Annotated in this window: 7 protein-coding genes; 5 read left to right on the forward strand and 2 right to left on the reverse strand. The window is 74.8% G+C overall.

Features of this window, described 5'->3' with window-relative positions; genetic code table 11:
* Positions 1 to 581: 581 nt before the first annotated feature.
* From AB0D49_RS37225 to AB0D49_RS37245, 5 genes are all read left to right on the forward strand, one after another.
* Complete coding sequence (locus AB0D49_RS37225; RefSeq protein WP_362767067.1) at positions 582 to 2,216, forward strand: TIGR02677 family protein; 1,635 nt, start codon at positions 582 to 584, stop codon at positions 2,214 to 2,216.
* Complete coding sequence (locus AB0D49_RS37230) at positions 2,213 to 3,538, forward strand: TIGR02678 family protein (protein WP_362767069.1); 1,326 nt, start codon at positions 2,213 to 2,215, stop codon at positions 3,536 to 3,538. The genes AB0D49_RS37225 and AB0D49_RS37230 overlap by 4 nt, the downstream gene beginning before the upstream one ends.
* Complete coding sequence (locus tag AB0D49_RS37235) at positions 3,535 to 7,884, forward strand: TIGR02680 family protein (protein ID WP_362767071.1); 4,350 nt, start codon at positions 3,535 to 3,537, stop codon at positions 7,882 to 7,884. Before AB0D49_RS37230 ends, AB0D49_RS37235 begins: the two co-directional genes overlap by 4 nt.
* The gene (locus tag AB0D49_RS37240) at positions 7,881 to 9,158 is read left to right on the forward strand and encodes a TIGR02679 family protein (RefSeq protein WP_362767074.1); all 1,278 of its coding nucleotides are present in this window, start codon (positions 7,881 to 7,883) and stop codon (positions 9,156 to 9,158) included. Before AB0D49_RS37235 ends, AB0D49_RS37240 begins: the two co-directional genes overlap by 4 nt.
* A gap of 509 nt (positions 9,159 to 9,667) precedes the next feature.
* Positions 9,668 to 13,750 (forward strand): hypothetical protein, encoded by a 4,083-nt coding sequence (locus AB0D49_RS37245; protein WP_362767076.1) that lies wholly within the window; start codon positions 9,668 to 9,670, stop codon positions 13,748 to 13,750.
* 524 nt (positions 13,751 to 14,274) lie between these two features.
* Here AB0D49_RS37245 and AB0D49_RS37250 read toward each other — a convergent pair.
* Together AB0D49_RS37250 and AB0D49_RS37255 are read right to left on the reverse strand one after the other, a co-directional pair.
* On the reverse strand, positions 14,275 to 14,757 hold the full coding sequence (locus tag AB0D49_RS37250; protein ID WP_362767079.1) for a hypothetical protein: 483 nt from the start codon (positions 14,755 to 14,757) through the stop codon (positions 14,275 to 14,277).
* Positions 14,758 to 14,808: 51 nt separating this feature from the next.
* A complete protein-coding gene (locus tag AB0D49_RS37255) occupies positions 14,809 to 16,572 on the reverse strand; it encodes an ABC transporter ATP-binding protein (protein ID WP_362767082.1) in 1,764 nt (587 codons plus the stop codon).
* Positions 16,573 to 16,624 lie beyond the last annotated feature (52 nt).

Consider the following 16,624-nt stretch of genomic DNA (forward strand, 5'->3'; position numbering starts at 1 on the left):
ACGAAGAAGTCGTGGGTTCAAATCCCGCCACCCCGACAGCTGAAACACCAGGTCAGGCCCCGTGCTGAGAGATCAGCGTCGGGCCTGATCCGCGTTGCGGGTCTGTTCTGGGGGGAGCCATTTGGGGCCGGCTTCGGGGAGCGGTCGTCCGGCGGCTCCCCGGCGGCGATCGGCATGTCCCGGCGTGAGCCCACCCCCGCGGACCGGACGGCTCGCGGACGGTCGGCCGGCCGGCCCGCAGCCCCATCTCGCCCAGGCCCGTGCTTCGGCGACACGGCGGCGGCCGAGTCCGTGGTCTGGAGTCGCCTCCGCCAGGTCACCTCGATCGGCGTTGGAGGGACGAGACGCCCATCCTCGGCCGCATCGAGTTCCCACCGCGCCCGGCCCAACCCGCCTCGCAGTCACCGGCACGGAACTCGCAGGCGCCCCGCACAGCAGGTGAGGGATCACTTCAGGACAGGTCCGGCACGCGCCCCACCCCGTACGCCGCTGTCACCGGAAGCATCACCACCCCGTACCCACCCACCCCATTTTCGGCCACCCCCCACCACCCTCCGCCCACCCCGCGTAACCTCACGCTCATGCAGGCATCCCCATCCCGTGCGGCTCAGGGTGATGATGAGGAGGCGCGGCGGCGGCTGGATGTGTACAGCTGTCTCAGTGCGCCCGAGCGGCTGGAGTACGTCGCGATCATGCGGGTGTTCTGCGGGACGCTGCTCGCGGATCTCGCCGTTCCGGATCTGCTGAGGACGCTGCGCCAGGGCGGCGGTTCCGGTGCGGGGCTCGATGCCGAGACGCTCACGGTGCGGCTGGAGCAGTTGGTGCGGTGGGGGAATCTGCTGCGCAGCAGTCATACGGTGAACGCGTCGAGCATCAGTGAGTACCAGCGTTCCCGGGCGCGCTACCAGCTGTCGAAGCTGGGGGAGCGCGTCCAGCGGGACGCCGACGGGGTCCTGGCCGAGGCCGATGCCGCCCGTGAGGTGAGCAACGAGTTGCTCGCGCTGGTCGAGCGGGGGCTCAGGGAGCTGGCCGGGCTGGTGGCCGCGCCCGGCGGTGTCGAGGCGCAGGACGGGCTGGAGCGGATCAGTACGGTCTTCGTGCAGTTCGGTGAGTTCGCCGACTCCGTACGCGACTTCTACGCCTACCTCGGGCAGGTGCTGTCCCGGTACGACCTGGACGGCGCCGAGTACCAGGGGTTCAAGGAGCTGCTCCTGGACTACGTCGAGGCGATCACGGAGGATGTGGCGTTCCGCGCGCCCCGGATCGCGGCGGCGCTGGACATCCTGTGGCCGCACCTCCCCGCGCTGCTGGAGCGGGTGGACGCCCATACCCAAGGGCTCAGTGGGCTCGGTGGGCTCGGTGGGCTCTCGGCGCAGGGCGAGGTCCGGGTTCAGCGCAGTCGGGGGCGGGAGTTCGCGGACTGGGAGGGGCTGCGCGGGTGGTTCAGTGACACCGGTGGACAGGGCAGCCAGGTCGACCAGTTGCGGGACGCCACCCTGCGCGCGTTGCAGTCGCTGCTCGCCAACGCCAAGCGGATGCTGCGGTCGGCCACCGGGGAGATGTCCCGGCGCAAGGATCTGCTGCGGCTGGCCCGGTGGTTCGAACAGGCGGCGCCGCAGGACGCGCATGACATCGCCGTCGCCGCCTTCGGGCTCTACGGCGCCCGCCATCTGGGGATACCTCCGGCCACCGATGAGGTGGTGCCCGCCTACACCAGTTGGTGGACCGGTCCTGTGGTCGAGGTGCCGGTGGCATTGCGGGAGCGGGGCAGCCGCGCCCAGCGGGGGCGGGCGTCCGCGGTGGAGGACCACTCCGCGCAGAAGCGGCGGCTACGGGAGACCGCGCGTCGGCGGGCGGCGGCCCGAGCGGCGGCGGCGGACGAACTGCGCGGCGCGTCCGGCCGGTTCGCGCAGGTGCGGCTCACTTCGGCCGCACTCGGTCTGCTGCTCGAACTGCTGGCCACGGCGCTCGGACACGCCCAGCTCACCAGGCGGGCCGGTACGGACGGTTTCGAGCTGGGCTCGGCGCACAGCGAGGACGCCGAGCTGGGCATCCGGCTCACCGTGCGCCGGACCGTGGGCATCCGGACGGTGCTGTACTCGGCCGACGGCGAACTGCTGCTGGACGACCTGGAGATCGAGATCGGTCGTATCGCCAGTGCCGACACCGGCAACGCCGACACCGTCGACGGCGTGGTCGAGGCGAGCGTGTCATGAGCCTTCCCTCGACGCACGACGTGGCCCTGGCCGCCGAACGCCGTACCGCCGCCCGGCTGCTGCTCGCGCATCCGCTGATCGCGTCGGACGGCCCCCATGCCGATCTGTTCCCGCTGATCCGCAGGCACGCCGACTGGCTGGGCCGACGGTTCCAGCAGGTGCTCGGCTACCGGCTGCTGGTCGACAGCTCCTATGCCCGGCTGTTCAAGGCGGGGCTGGGGGCGGGCTCGGGGCACCGGCTGGAGCGCTCCACCGGCACGCCCTTCACCCCGCACACCTACGCCTGTCTCGCGCTGGCCCTGTCCGTGCTGGTGACCGCGCCCGAGCAGCTGCTGCTGTCGCAGTTGGTGGCCGACATCAGGGCCGCCGCGGCCGACGCGGGGATCGAGCTGGAGGAGTCGGGCCGGGCGGCGGGGAAGCGGACCCTGGTCGCGGCGCTGCGCCGGCTGGTCGACTGGGGTGTGCTCATCGAGACCGAGGGGCAGGTGGCGGCCATGGCGCAGGAGGCGGGCGGCGAAGCCCTGATCACGGTGGACCGGGAGCTGGCCCGCGTGGTGGTCGCCGGTCCGCTCGCCCAGGCACGGGACGGCGCCGACCTGGTCCGCAGGGCGGCGGACCCGGGGTTCGGCGGGCCGCGCACCTATGTGCGCCGGATGCTGGTCGAGACCCCGGTCGTCCATCTCGACGAGCTGACCGACGCCGAGCGGGACTGGCTGCGCACCCGGCAGCGCCGCGAGGCCCAGGCCTTCTCCGAACTCCTGGGCCTGGAGATGGAGATCCGGGCGGAGGGGGTGGCGCTGATCGATCCGGACGAGGAGCTGACGGATCTGCATCTGCCCGGCACCGGGACCGTCGCCCAGGCGGCGCTGCTGCTGGCGGAACGGCTGGTGGAACGGCTCCGGCCACGGGAGCCGGGGCATCCGTCGACCGGCGGGACGCTGGTCGTCGGGGTGGCGGTGCCGGACGGCCTGGTGGACGAGGTGCTGGCCGAGCTGATCGCCGCGTACGGGCAGCGCAGCAACTGGCAGCGCGGGTATGTGGAGGACCCGCCCGCGCTGCGCGAGGCCGTACTGGATCTGCTGGTCCGGATGCGGTTGGTGGCCCGCGCCGGGCCGCTGCGCGCCGAGGGGGCGGGGGTGCCCGAGGGGTACGCCGAGGAGGCGCCGGAAGGGCGCACGGTGACCGATGTCCAGGACGCGCGGCCCGGCGGCGACGGCTGGGTGCTGCTCGCCGCGGCGGCCCGTTACGCCACCCAAGTCACCGTGCGCCCGGCCACCGCCGCCGGAAGAGGTCCTGACGTCCAGGAGGAGTTGCCGCTGTGACCGCCGACGCCCATAGGCTCGTCCCGCTGCCGCGTTCCGGCCCCGCGACGACCAGCGGCCCCGCGACGCCCACCGGTCCCACGACGACCAGCAGTCCTGCGACGCCCAGCAGTCCCGCGACGCCCACTGGTCCCGCGACGCCCACCGGCCCCGCGACGCCCACCGGCGCCCGCTTCCGGCTGCACCGGGCGGGCATCCAGAACGTCTGGCAGTACGACGCCCAGGAGTTCTCCTTCGGCGACGGACGGCTGCTGCTGCGCGGCAAGAACGGCGCGGGCAAGTCCAAGGCTCTGGAGATGCTGCTGCCGTATCTGCTGGACGGCGACTCCCGGGCGCTGGACGCGACCGGTACCGGCCGCACCACGCTCGCCTGGCTGATGCTGGACGGGTACGAGCAGACCAACCGCCTCGGATATCTGTGGGTGGAGTTCCTGAGCACGGCGGACGGCGCCGAGGACCGCCGTCTGACGATCGGTGCCGCCGTCCGCGCCTCGAAGTCGACGCAGAAGGCGCTGGCGACGTTCTTCGTCACCCCGCTGCGGATCGGTGCGGAGCTGCGTCTGATCGAGGCCGGCAAGCCGCTGCCGGTCGACCGGCTCAAGGAGATCGTCGGCCCCGACAACGTGTCCGACCGCCCGGTCCAGCACCGCTCCCGGGTGGCCCGGGACCTGTTCGGCATCACCGACCCGACGCGCTACCGCAATCTCACCCAGCTCCTGCACCGGCTGCGGCGCCCGACGGTCGGCGACCGTATCGAACACGGGGGCCTGGCCGCCCTGCTCGGCGAGACCCTGCCGGGGCTCGACGAGGACGTGGTCGAGAAGGTGGCGCGCAACCTCCACGACCTCGACGCGGTACGGGACGAGCTGGGCCGGCTGGAACGGACCGACACCGCCCTGCGCACCTTCCTCACCAGCTACCGCGGCTATCTGGCCGGAGTCCTGCGCGCCGCCACCGAGGACGTGGGCCATGAGCTGGGCGTCCTCGCCCAGCGGCGCCGGGCGGCCGGGGACGCCGCGCACCGCACGGGCGACCTGCGCGCGCGGGAGGCGGAGGCGGCGGGCGGCCTGGAGACCCTCCGCGCCCAGGAGCTGGCCGCCCGGACCGACCTGGCCGCCCTGCACGCCAGTCACGCCTACCGCAGCCTGCGCGAACTGTCGGAGCGCCGCAGCACGGTGGAGGCGCTGCACACCGCCGCGGTGGCCGCGTTCACCACGCTGCGGAACGCGCACGGCGGGGAGGAGAGCGCGGCCGAGCGGCTGGCCGACGGGGTCGCCCACCTCGGAAGCCGGCTGGCCGAGCTGGGGACCGAGCACCGCGAACTGCTGGCACAGGCCGAGCGTGCCGGGCTGCCCACCGGCCATCTCGGCGCGGCGGTGGCGCTCCCGCGCACGGCTCTCGCCCCGGCCACCGAGACGGAGCTGACGACTCCGGACGGCCAGACGCACCCCGTACGGCATCGGCCGGTGGACCGGGTGGACACGGACACAGCGCGGGACGGGCTGCGGTCCTGGCAGAGCGGGCTGGAGGACGCCGAGGGGGTCGCGAGGAACCGGGCCCGGATGGTCCAGGAGGTGACCCGACTGGTCGCACGGGCGGACGAGGCCCGGGGCGGGGCGGCTCGGGCCGAGGAGGAGCGGGAACGGCTGGAGGGCGAGGCGGAGGACGCCGCCGCCCGTCTCGACGCCGACCGTGAGAAGACCGTCGAGGCGAGCCGCGCGTACGCGGACGAGGTCGCCGCGTGGGGGGCGCGCACACGGACCGCGCTGGGGCTCGACTGCCCGCCGCTGGACGCCGTCGACGCCTGCGTCGGCTGCGAGACCTCCGCCGACGCGCCGTTCGCGGACCGTACGCTGCCGCCGGACATCGACCGCGAGGCGCGGCGGACCGCGCTGGCCGCGCTGGAGCCGTACGGCGAGGAACTCACCGGACGCCGGGACGCCCTGGCGCTCGACGCGGGTCGGCTCGGCGAGGAACTCGACGGCCTGGCGGAGCGGAAGCGGGACTGGGAGCGGCGTACCGATCCTGAGCCGGTCGCCCCGCGCCATCGGGTCGCCGCGCGGGCGCCGGGCAGTGGAGCGCCCTTCTACCGGCTGGTGGACTTCGCGGACGGGCTGGCTCCGGCCGACCGGGCCGGGCTGGAAGGAGCCCTGGAGGCCAGCGGCGTCCTGGACGCGTGGGTGGGCGCGGACGGTGTCCTGCTCGACCCGGACACCAGGGACACCCTGCTCCGGCCCGCTCCCGTACCGGTGTCGGACGGACCGGATCTCGGCGCGGCGCTGCGCCCGGTCCCGGAACCGGCCTGCGGTGTCACGCCGGAGCAGGTGGGGCGGCTGCTGGCGGCCATCGCACTCGCACCGGCGCGGGACACCTCCGCGTCCAGCGCGGTCTTCCACGACGGCAGTTGGCGGCTGGGCGCGCTCAGCGGCCGTCACACCAAGGACGACGCCGAGTACGTGGGGGCCGCCGTACGCGCCGAGACGCGGCGGCGGGTCCTCGCCGAGCTGGAGGAGCGGATCACGGGGACGCGGCGGCGGCTGGCCGACGTCCGTACGGCGCTCGGCGCGGCCGACGCGCTGCGCCGGGCGCTCACCCTCGCGGAACGGGACTTCCCCGGGACACGGGATCTCGTGGACGTGTGGGGCAGGACCGGGTCGGCCGAGCGGAACCTGCGTGATGTGACCGCCAGGACGACCCGGGCGGCGCGGCTGGCCGAGGAGGCGCGCGCGCTCGCGGTGTCGGCGCGGACCGAGGCGGACGCCACCGCGACCGCCCACGACCTGCCCGGCGATCCCGCCGCCCTGGACCGTGTACGCACCGCGCTGGCCGCCCTGCTGAGCGGAATCGGGCAGTTGCGCAGGGCCGTCGCCGGCACCGGCGAGCGGCTCGGGGCGAACGAGGCCGACGCCGACCGGTACCGGCGCGCCCGGGAGGACCGGCTGACCGCCGACGAGGGCTACCGGCACCGCCTCACCGGGCTGCGCACCGCCGAGCAGGACCTGCGTATCCGCGAGGAGGCCATCGGGTCGTCCGAGGAGGAGATCCTCGCCCGCGAGCAGACGGCCAAGGAACGCATCGCGCACGCCGTCCACGCCCTCCCCGGCGCCGGGCGCGCCCGCGACGAACTGCACGACCGGCGGGTGCGCGCGGAGGAGGACGAGAAGCGGCTGCGCGGGGACCTGGCGGACCAGGAGACGGCGGTCATCGACACCGGCGGCGCGCTGCGTGCCGCGCTGGGCAGGCCGGAGGTGACGCGCGGCGCCGGGCTCGACCGGTCCGCGCTGCCCGCCGCCCTGTCGGACGATCCCGGCGCGGACGTCCGCAGCAGGCTGCGCGCCCTGCGCGCCCTCGCCGACGCCGTACGGGAAGCCCTCGGCCGCCCGAAGAGCGAGGTGTCGGACAGCGCCCTGCTCAACCGGCACACCGAGCTGCGCGACCACCTGGCCGGCGGGTTCGACGCGCAGTTGGAGGAACGCGACGGGATCAAGGTGTGCCGGCTGGTCGACGACCACGGGTCCCATGACGTGGCGGCCGTCGGCGAGCGGATCGCGGCCCAGGCCGAGCAGGCGCGGGGACGGCTCACCGAACGCGAGCGCGAGGTGTTCCAGCGGTTCCTGACCGGTGAACTCGGCGACCATCTCTCGGCCCAGGTCATCGCCGCGGCGCAGCTCGTCGCCGCCCTCAACGGCATCCTGAGGACCGTACGCACCTCGCACGGACTCGGTGTCGAGCTGCTGTGGAAGCTGGACGAGGACGTCGACGCCGATGTGCGGGCGGCCGTCGAGCTGCTGCGCGGTGCGTCGAGCCTTCGGACCCGCGAGCAGACCGAGCAGCTCCGCGAGGTGTTGCAGCGCCGGATCGAGGACGCCCGCCGGGCCGATCCGTCGGCCGGGTACGCGGCGCATCTGCGGACCGCCCTCGACTACCGCGACTGGTTCCGCTTCCACACCTTCGTGGTCGAGGACGCGGCGCCCGGCCGCCGCCGCAGGCTGACCGGCCGGACCGGTCTCAGCCAGGGCGAACAGCGGGTGCTCTCCTACCTCGTGCTCTTCGCCGCGGCAGCCGCCCACTTCACCGGTCTCGCCGAGTCGGCCCCGCACGCGCCGCGGCTGATCCTCCTGGACGACGCCTTCGCCAAGGTCGACGAGCCCACCCACAGCCGGCTGGGCCGCTTCCTCGTCGACCTCGATCTCGACTTCGTCCTCACCAGCGAGCGGCTCATGGGCAACTGGCCCGAGGTCCCGTCCCTGCACATCTACGAGTGCCTGCGCGATCCCCATGTGCGCGGGGTGGCCACCCTGCACTACACCTGGAACGGCCGGCACCGGCGCCTGGTGTCCGTATGAGCGGGCGGCTGCCGTCCGCGACCCGCGACTGGCTGACGGGCCCCGGACTCGCCCGGCTGTGGGACGGGGTACGCAGACGCCTGGAGGGCAACGGCGTCCAGGCCACGGGTTCGCTCCGGCTGACCGCGATGAACGCCCGGGAACGCACCGACCTCTCGCTCCTGCTGGGCAAGCCCCTCACCGGGACGGCCGTGACCGTACGCCTCGATCTGCTCGACGCCCGGCTGCGCGCCTCGGCCGCCGGACTCGGCCTGCGGCAGACCCTGGAGGAACTCGGCCCGCCGCTCACCGACCGCCGGGCCGCCCGCGCGGACGTGGCGGCCCGGCGGGAGCAGGTGTGGTCGTCCCTCGCCGCGTCCCTGGACGCCTCCCCGCTCGCCGACCAGGAATGGCCCCACCGGTGGTACGACCTCGCGCGCCGGGCCGGCGTCCCGCGCGGAGTGACACCCGAGACGGCGGTACGGACCTGCGGACAGGCGGTCCAGGTCCTCACCACGCTCCTGGGCCCCGAGCGGGGCGGTACCGCGGTCGGCCGCGGCGAACTCGCCGCCCTGGCGACCGGCTCCGCGCACGGCCTGGACGACGGGACCTGGCTCGCCCGGCTCGTCCAACGCGGGGTCGCCCTCGCCCACGACACCGCCTTCCCCGACGACGCGGCCGGCCGGCGCGCGCTGTGGCGGCTGGTCTCGGTCACCCCGGACGACGTCTCCAGCACGGTGCTGACCTACGGGCTGCGCCCGGACGGCGAGGGCTGGCGGGAGCGGGCCCTGCGGGACCGCGCCGACCATCACGCCGAGGCCCACCTCACCGCCCGCGACCTGCGTGATCTCCCGCTGCGGCTGCCCGCCGGGACGCTGATCCACCTCTGTGAGAATCCCCGTGTGGTGGAGGCCGCGGCGGACGCGTCCTGCGTCCGGCCCCTGGTGTGCACCTCCGGCAGCGCCGCCACGGTGGTGCTCACCCTGCTCGACGCCCTCGCCGCCACGGGGTGCCGCTTCGCGTACCACGGCGACTTCGACTGGCCGGGGATCGCCCTGGCCAACCGTGTCATCCGCCGGTACGCGGCCCTGCCGTGGCGGATGGGCACGGCGGACTACGAGCACCTCGTGGCGCGCGGCCGGACCGAGGGCGTCCCTCGGCTGGCGCTCGACGGCCCGCCGGTCGACGCGGACTGGGACGCGGATCTCGCCCCCGCGATGACCGCACTCGGCGTCGCCCTCCACGAGGAGGCGACCCTCGATGTGCTGGTGGCCGACCTGTCGCGGCGGGCGTAGGACGTCCGCCGTCCGATCCGCTCCGCGCTCCCGCCGGGCGGTGCGGAGTGTGTCGCACCGCCGGCCGCCGGGAGGTACCCCGTCGCTCGGCACCGGTCCCTCCCCACGTGGAGACCGGTGCCGAGCGACGCGTCTGAGGGGACCCCTGAAGGGAGAAGGGGGTCCGGGAGAGAGGCGGGGGGATCGGGAGGAATATGGGGGGTTGGGGTGGTGGGGGTGGATTCGCCAGGTTCTAGGGGGTCTTCGCGGGGGCCGTCGTGCGGGCTCGTGACGACGGCTGAAGTTGACCCAGAACGTGCGGCGTCATCAGGTGCCTCTCCGAGCGCTGAGCTGGTGACCTGCCCTGGCTACGCACCGTGGTGCGCCGTTGCATCGTGATCCTGCCAGCCGGGGCCGTCCGCGGAGGAGGCTCCGGGGCTTGTGGAACGGCTTCGTCGCAGGTCAGCCGTATAAGGTGAGTTTTCCGGTCCGGACGGTCCGGGAGCGGACGGGGCTGCGGAGGGGGCGGTGTGGGGGCCGATTCACAGGCGCGCACGGCCTTCGCCGAGCGGCTCGCGCTGCTCTACAAGGAGGCCGGCAATCCGCCGTTGAAGAGTGTGGCCGAGGCTGTCGTGCGGTTGCAGCGGGTCGATGAGCGCGGGCGTCCGGTCCGGGTGTCGGCGCAGCGGATCAGCGACTGGCGGCGGGCGAAGAACGTGCCCGCGCAGTTCGCCGCGCTCGCCGCCGTGCTCCAGGTGCTGATACCCGCGGCCCGGCGCGCCAGACCCGCTCCCGTCTCCGCCGGGCTCTACGACCTCGCCCAGTGGCAGCGACTCTGGGAGCTGGCTCTCGCCGATCCGATCGAGGGGCGGGACGGCGGAGAGCGGGAAGCGCCCGCCGCCGTGCCGGGTGTCGTCTGCCCCTACCGCGGGCTCGCCTCCTACCGGCAGGAGGACGCGGGCTGGTTCTTCGGGCGGCGGCGGTCCACCGACGCGCTGATCGACCGGTTGCGGGGCGCGGAGCGGGACGGCGGGATCGTGATGCTGGTCGGCGCGTCCGGCGCCGGGAAGTCCTCGCTGCTCAACGCGGGGCTGCTGCCCGCCCTGGAGAGCGGGGTCCTCGGCGGGGAGCGGGACGTGATCCGGCTGGTACCGGGGAGTGATCCGCTGGGGGAGCTGGTCCGGCAGGTGCCCGATCTCCGGCCCTTCCTCGGTGACGGCACCTTCGATCCGCCCCATGTGCCGGATATGGCTGACATACCGGAAGTCGCCCACCTGGCCGGGACCGCCGAGCCGCCGCGACTCCCCGACCTCGAGGACATAACCGGCATACCCGGCGCATCCGGCACGGCCGATGCATCCGCTGCGGCCGATACCGCTACCTCCGCCCCGTTCCCCGCTCCCCCGCCCTCCCGCGCACCCGGAACCCCGCCCGTCCTCATCGTCGATCAGTTCGAGGAACTCTTCACGCTCTGCGCGGACGACGACGTCCGCCGCGCCTTCGTCCATATGCTGCACACCGCCGCCTCCCCGCCGCCCGGGGGCGGACCGCCCGTGCTGGTGCTGCTGGGCATACGGGCCGACTTCTACGAGCGGTGTCTGCGCCATCCCGAGCTGGCGGACGCGCTCCAGCACCGGACGATGGTGCTCGGACCGCTCACCGCCGGGGAGCTGCGGGACGCGGTGACCGGGCCCGCGAAGGCGGTGGGGCTGGAGCTGGAGCCGGGGCTCGCGGAGCTGATCGTGCGGGAGGTGAGCGCCGACGGACCGCGCGGAGCGCATGACGCGGGGGTGCTGCCGCTGCTGTCGCACGCGCTGATGGCCACCTGGCAGCGGCGCAAGGGCGGGCGGCTGACGCTGGCGGGGTACCGGGCGGCGGGCGGTATCCAGGGGGCGGTGGCCGCCACCGCCGAACGGGCCTGGTCCGGGCTCGACCCGGCCGCCCGGAGCGCGGCCCGGCTGCTGCTGCTGCGGCTGGTGCGGGTCGGCGAGGACACCGCGGCCACCCGGCGGCGCGGCGCCCGGCGGCAACTGGCGGCCGAGTCCGCCGACCCGGCCAAGACGGAGGAGTCGCTGGAGGCGCTGGTCCGGGCCCGGCTGGTGACCCTGGACGCGGAGACCGTGGAGATCACCCACGAGGCTTTGCTGCACGCCTGGCCCCGGCTGCGGGAGTGGATCGACGAGGACCGCGGCGGCAATCTGCTGCGCCAGCGGCTGGAGGAGGACGGCCGGGCCTGGGAGGCGAGCGGCCGGGACACCGCGCTGCTGTACCGGGGGTCGCGGCTGGAGCAGGCGCACGGCTGGGCGGACGAGGCGGGCGGCGCCTTCCTCACCCGGGCCGCCGTGCAGTTCCTGGCCGCGTCCGTGCGGCTGCGCCGCCGTACCGTCTGGCTCGGGCGGGGCGCGGTGGCGGCGCTGATGGTGCTGGTGGTGGTGGCGGTCGGCGCCGCGGTGGTGGCCTGGCAGGAGCGGGACGACGCGGTGTTCGCGCAGGTCCTCGCCGAGGCGGACCGGGTACGGGACTCCGATCCGTCGCTGTCCGCGCAGATCGATCTGGTCGCCCACCGGCTGCGCCCGGAGGACAAGGACACCTGGAACCGGCTGATCTCGATCGTCAACGCCCCGCTCGCCACCCCGCTGGCCGGGCATGTCGGCGCGGTCTACCTCACCAGCTTCAGCCCGGACGGCCGGATCCTCGCCAGCGCCGGGTACGACCGGACCGTACGGCTGTGGGACGTGTCCGACCGGGCGCGGCCCGAGCCGCTGGGCGAGCCGCTGACCGGGCATGACAGCTGGGTGTCCACCGCCGTGTTCAGCCCGGACGGGCGGACGCTGGCCACCGCCTCGGACGACGGCTCCCTGCGGCTGTGGGACCTGACCGACCCGGCGGACCCCCGGCCGCTCGGCGCGCCCTGGACCAAGCGGGACGGCACGGTCTATCTGCTGGCGTTCAGCCCGGACGGCCGGACGCTGGCCGCCGCCACCGAGGACGGGCTCGTCCGGCTGTGGGACCTCGACCAGCCGCGGCGGCCCGTCGCGCTGGCCGCGCTCGCGGGGCACACCGCCGCCGTCCGCTCCCTCGCCTTCAGTCCCGACGGGCGCACCCTCGCCTCCGGCGGGGACGACCACGCGGTCCGGCTGTGGGACCTGGCCGACCGGCACCGGCCGGTCGCGCTCGGCAGCGCGCGCACCGCGCACCGGGCGCTGGTGCACTCCGTCGCCTTCAGCCCCGACGGCCGGACCCTGGCCAGCGGCAGCGCCGACGACACCGTGCAGCTCTGGGACGTGACGGACCCGGCCGACGCCACGCCGATCGGGATGCCGGTCGTCGGGCACACCGGGCCCATCTGGTCGGTCGCGTTCAGCCCGGACGGCTCGCTGCTGGCCGTCGCCAGCGCGGACAGCACCGCCTCGCTGTGGAACGTCAGCAATCCGGCGCACCCCTCCCAGGTCGGTGAGCCCCTCGCGGGCGGCAGCGGCGAGATGTACGCGCTGGGCTTCAGCCCGGACGGCCGTACGCTCGCCACCGGGTCCGGTGACGGTCTGGTGCGGCTGTGGTCGCTGCCCGCCGCGGACATGGTGGGCCGGGTCGGCGCGTTCCGCCCGGACGGCCGGGTGCTGGCCACCGCCGCCCGCGACGAGAGTCTGCGCCTGTGGGACGTCCGGCGCCCGGACCGGCCGGTCCGGCTGAGCGAACCGTTCCACGCGGCGGACGACGGTGAGGTGAAGTCCGTGGCCTTCGCGCCCGACGGCACCACTCTCGCCGTCCTGGCCGGACCCGCCGCGGTCCAGCTGTGGGACGTCACCGACCCGGCCCGTCCGGTCCCGCACGGCCCACCGCTCGCCCTGCACACCCGGTACGCCGGTCCGGACGCGCTCGCCTTCAGCCCCGACGGCACCACCCTCGCCACCGCCTACGACGACCGCACGATCCGGCTGTGGAACATCACCGACCCGGCCGACCCCCGGCCACTCGGCCCGCCCCTCACCGGCCACACCGGCTATGTCAACGCGCTCGCCTTCAGCCCCGACGGCACCACGCTGGCCAGCGGCAGCGCGGACACCACCATCCGGCTGTGGGACGTGTCCGACCCGTCCCGCGCGCTCGGCCACCGCACCCCGCTCACCGGGCATCTCGGCGCCATCAACGCGCTCGCCTTCCGGCCCGACGGCCGCACCCTGGCCAGCGGCAGCGACGACACCACCGTACGGCTGTGGAACACCGCCGAGCCGGGGCGGGCGGCGGCGCTGGGGGGCGGGCTGACCGGGCACACCGAGGCGATCGTGTCGCTCACCTTCAGCACGGACGGGCGCACCCTGGCCAGCGGCGGCAACGACGACACGGTCCGGCTGTGGGACGCGTCCCGGCCCGGCGCCCCCCGCTCCATCGGCCAGTCGATGAGCCCCAACGCCAAGACCGGCAACTTCCTGTCCTTCAGCCCGAACAGCCGGATGCTCGGGGTGTCCAGCGGATCGGGCACGGTCCGGCTGTGGGACCTGGACGTGGAGGCGGCCGAGCGCCGGATCTGCGCGGCCACCCGTTTCATACTGACCCGGGAGAAATGGGACGAATACCTGCCCCGACTCTCCTACGACCCTCCATGCGGGACCTAGTCCGGAGGCTCCGGCCGCCCTCCGGTACACGTGATCCCGGTCACACACCCTCGCCACTCCCGAGCAGTCGGCTCCCACGACCCCAACGGCCTTGTTAGGCTTGGCCATAGCCCGATCGCTGGTGCATCCCCCGTCGCCAGCGGTCGGGCGCTGTCTTTTCCGACGGACGCCGACAGACACCGACAGACACCGGCGCGCACCGGCAGACAGCCGTACGGCGCCCGCGCGCCGGGCTCCCCGGCAGGGACGATCGCCCGAGACGGGCAGCTCTCGACCGCCCCCGCACCCGGGGATCGCCCCCGGCACCCCCGGCCCGCACCCGGGGATCGCCCCCGGCACCCTCCCGGCCCGCGATCACCGTGCCGACACCACCGCCACCACCGCCACCGCCGACGGTGGCGAAGACGTCCGGGGCCCGGTGGACCCAGTCGCCGGAGCCGTAGCGTCCGGCCGGGGAACCCGGAGATCCCCCTACGCACATCCCCCACCGGGCGGCGGGCCGACCGCCGTCCCGTACGCGGCCCCTACTCCGTGCCCCCGTGGGCGAGCCAGCGGGCCAAGGTGCGGACCGTCGTCTCGTCCAGGGTGTCGACGATCCGCTGCACCGCCGCCTCGTCCCCGTCCGTCAGCTCGTACACGCCCGCCTTGCCCAGTCCGGCCAGCAGGACCTGCTGGCGGCGGTCGGTCATGCGCTCGGTGAGGCGGGTCGGGCCCTGGGAGCGCGGTGCCGCCGTGCTCGCCGGGCTCGCCGGGGGCGGGGTCAGCGGGGAGTCGTGGCGGCGCCAGCCGTCCGGCGCGTCCGGGCCCCACAGCGTGACGGCGACCTCCTCGCCGCGGGCGCGCAGCGTCTGGGCCATCTCCCCGATCGCGTACGCCACGGGCGCGCGGTACGGGGACTCCGCGCCGATCCGCCAGCCGCCCGTCGCGGGGTCGTGGAACTGGGCCACCCAGCGGGGCGCTCCGGGGGGCTGGGGGCCGGTGGTGTCCAGGGGACCACTGCTGTCCATGGGCTCACCTCTCGCAGGTGGGGGGCGGACCCGACCGTAGCTGACGGATCGTCAGATCGCCAGAGGCGTACCCGGCTCCTCCGCCGTCGCGGCCAGCCGCAGTGCCGCCACCATGTCCCGGTAGAGCGTGTCTCCGGCCAGGAGTTCGGTGTGCGTGCCCGTCGCGCGGACCCGGCCCTTCTCCAGGACCACGATCCGGTCCGCCTCCACCACCGTGGACAGCCGGTGGGCGATGGTGACCACCGCCGCCCGCCCGGCCCGGTCCCGGATGAAGGACTGCACGGCCGCCTCCGTCAACCCGTCCAGCTGGGCCGTCGCCTCGTCCAGCAGCAGGATCTCCGGGTCCGCGACGAACGCACGGGCCAGCGCGACCCGCTGGCGCTCACCGCCGGAGACGGTGGCCCCGGCGAGCACCGTGTCCAGCCCGTCCGGCAGCTCCTCGGCCCGCCCGGTCAGCCCGACCGCGTCCAACGCGCTCCACAGCTCGGCGTCGGTGGCGCCGGGGCGCAGATAGCGGAGGTTGTCGGCGAGGGTGCCGGGCAGCAGCGGGGTGTCCTGCTCGACATAGGCGATCCGGCGTCGGGTCTCGTACGCGGGCCACTCGTCGAGCGGGCGGCCGTCCAGGACCAGCCTGCCGGTGTCCGGGCGCAGGAACTCCAGCATCAGCGCGAAGGCGGTGGTCTTGCCCGCGCCGGACGGGCCGACGATCGCGGTGTGCCCATGGCGCGGTACGGCGAAGGAGACACCGTCGAGGACCGGGCGGCCGTCCGGCGCGTAGCGGGCGGTGACGTCGTCGAAGATGAGGACCGCGGGAGTGGCGGCTGCCGCGGGGCGGGACGGGCGCGGGACCGCGGGGCGGGTGTGGCCCTCCTCCAGCTCCAGCTTCTGGATCTCCGCTATCCGGGCCGCCGCGGCGACCCCGGACTGGAGCTGGGAGAACTCACGGGCCAGTTCCGTGGCCGGGTCGAGCAACTGGAAGGCGTACAGGAGGAAGGCGATCAGGCTGGAGACGGGCAGGGCGCCCGAGTCCACCCGGAACGCGCCCACCGCCAGGATCAGCAGGATCGCCAGCTGCACCCCGGCCATGGTGATCGCCCAGACCGCCGCGTCGATCCGCACCGCCTTGACGCTGTGCCGCGCGGAGGCGTCCGCCTCGGCCACGATCCGCTCCGACTCACGCTCCTCGGCGCGCGCCGACTTCACCGTACGGATCGCGCGCAGCGCCCCGTCGAGCGCCGCGCCCAGCCGCCCCACCGACTCCTGGGCGGCGCGCTGGGTCTTGGCGAGCCGGGGCATCAGCAGCGCGACCAGCACACCGACCACGGCGAGGCTCGCGAAGGTGACGGTGAACAGCACCAGGTCGAGGAAGGCCATCATGACCAGCGCGCCGACCAGCCCGATCGTGCCGTTGACCAGCTGGGTCAGGCTGGACGTGGCGGCCTCGCGCATCAGCACCGTGTCCGAGGTGACCCGGGTGACCAGCTCGCCGCTGGACCGGCCGCCCAGCTCGCCGATCTTCAGCCGGAGCAGCCGGCGGACCATGGAGCGGCGGGCGTCCCGCACCACGTGCTCCCCCATCCGCCCGAGCAGGATCCACTGCACCCACTGCGTCACGGAGCCGACCACGATCAGCACCGACAGCGCGATCACCGCCGGGGCGATCGAGCGGGAGTCGGCGAGTCCGTCGAGCACCCACTTGGTGGCCAGCGGGGTGGCGAGGGAGGTCGCGGTGACCGCGAGCCCCAGGAGCAGGCCGACGATCAGCGTGGCGCGGTGCGGGCGGACGAAGGACCAGAGCAGGCGCAGGTGGGGCACGGTGGGCGGCGCCTTCGGCCGCTCGGCGGCCTCCGGTCCCGTACCCGCACCC

The organism is Streptomyces sp. NPDC048290 (genome assembly GCF_040652095.1).
Taxonomy (GTDB): domain Bacteria; phylum Actinomycetota; class Actinomycetes; order Streptomycetales; family Streptomycetaceae; genus Streptomyces.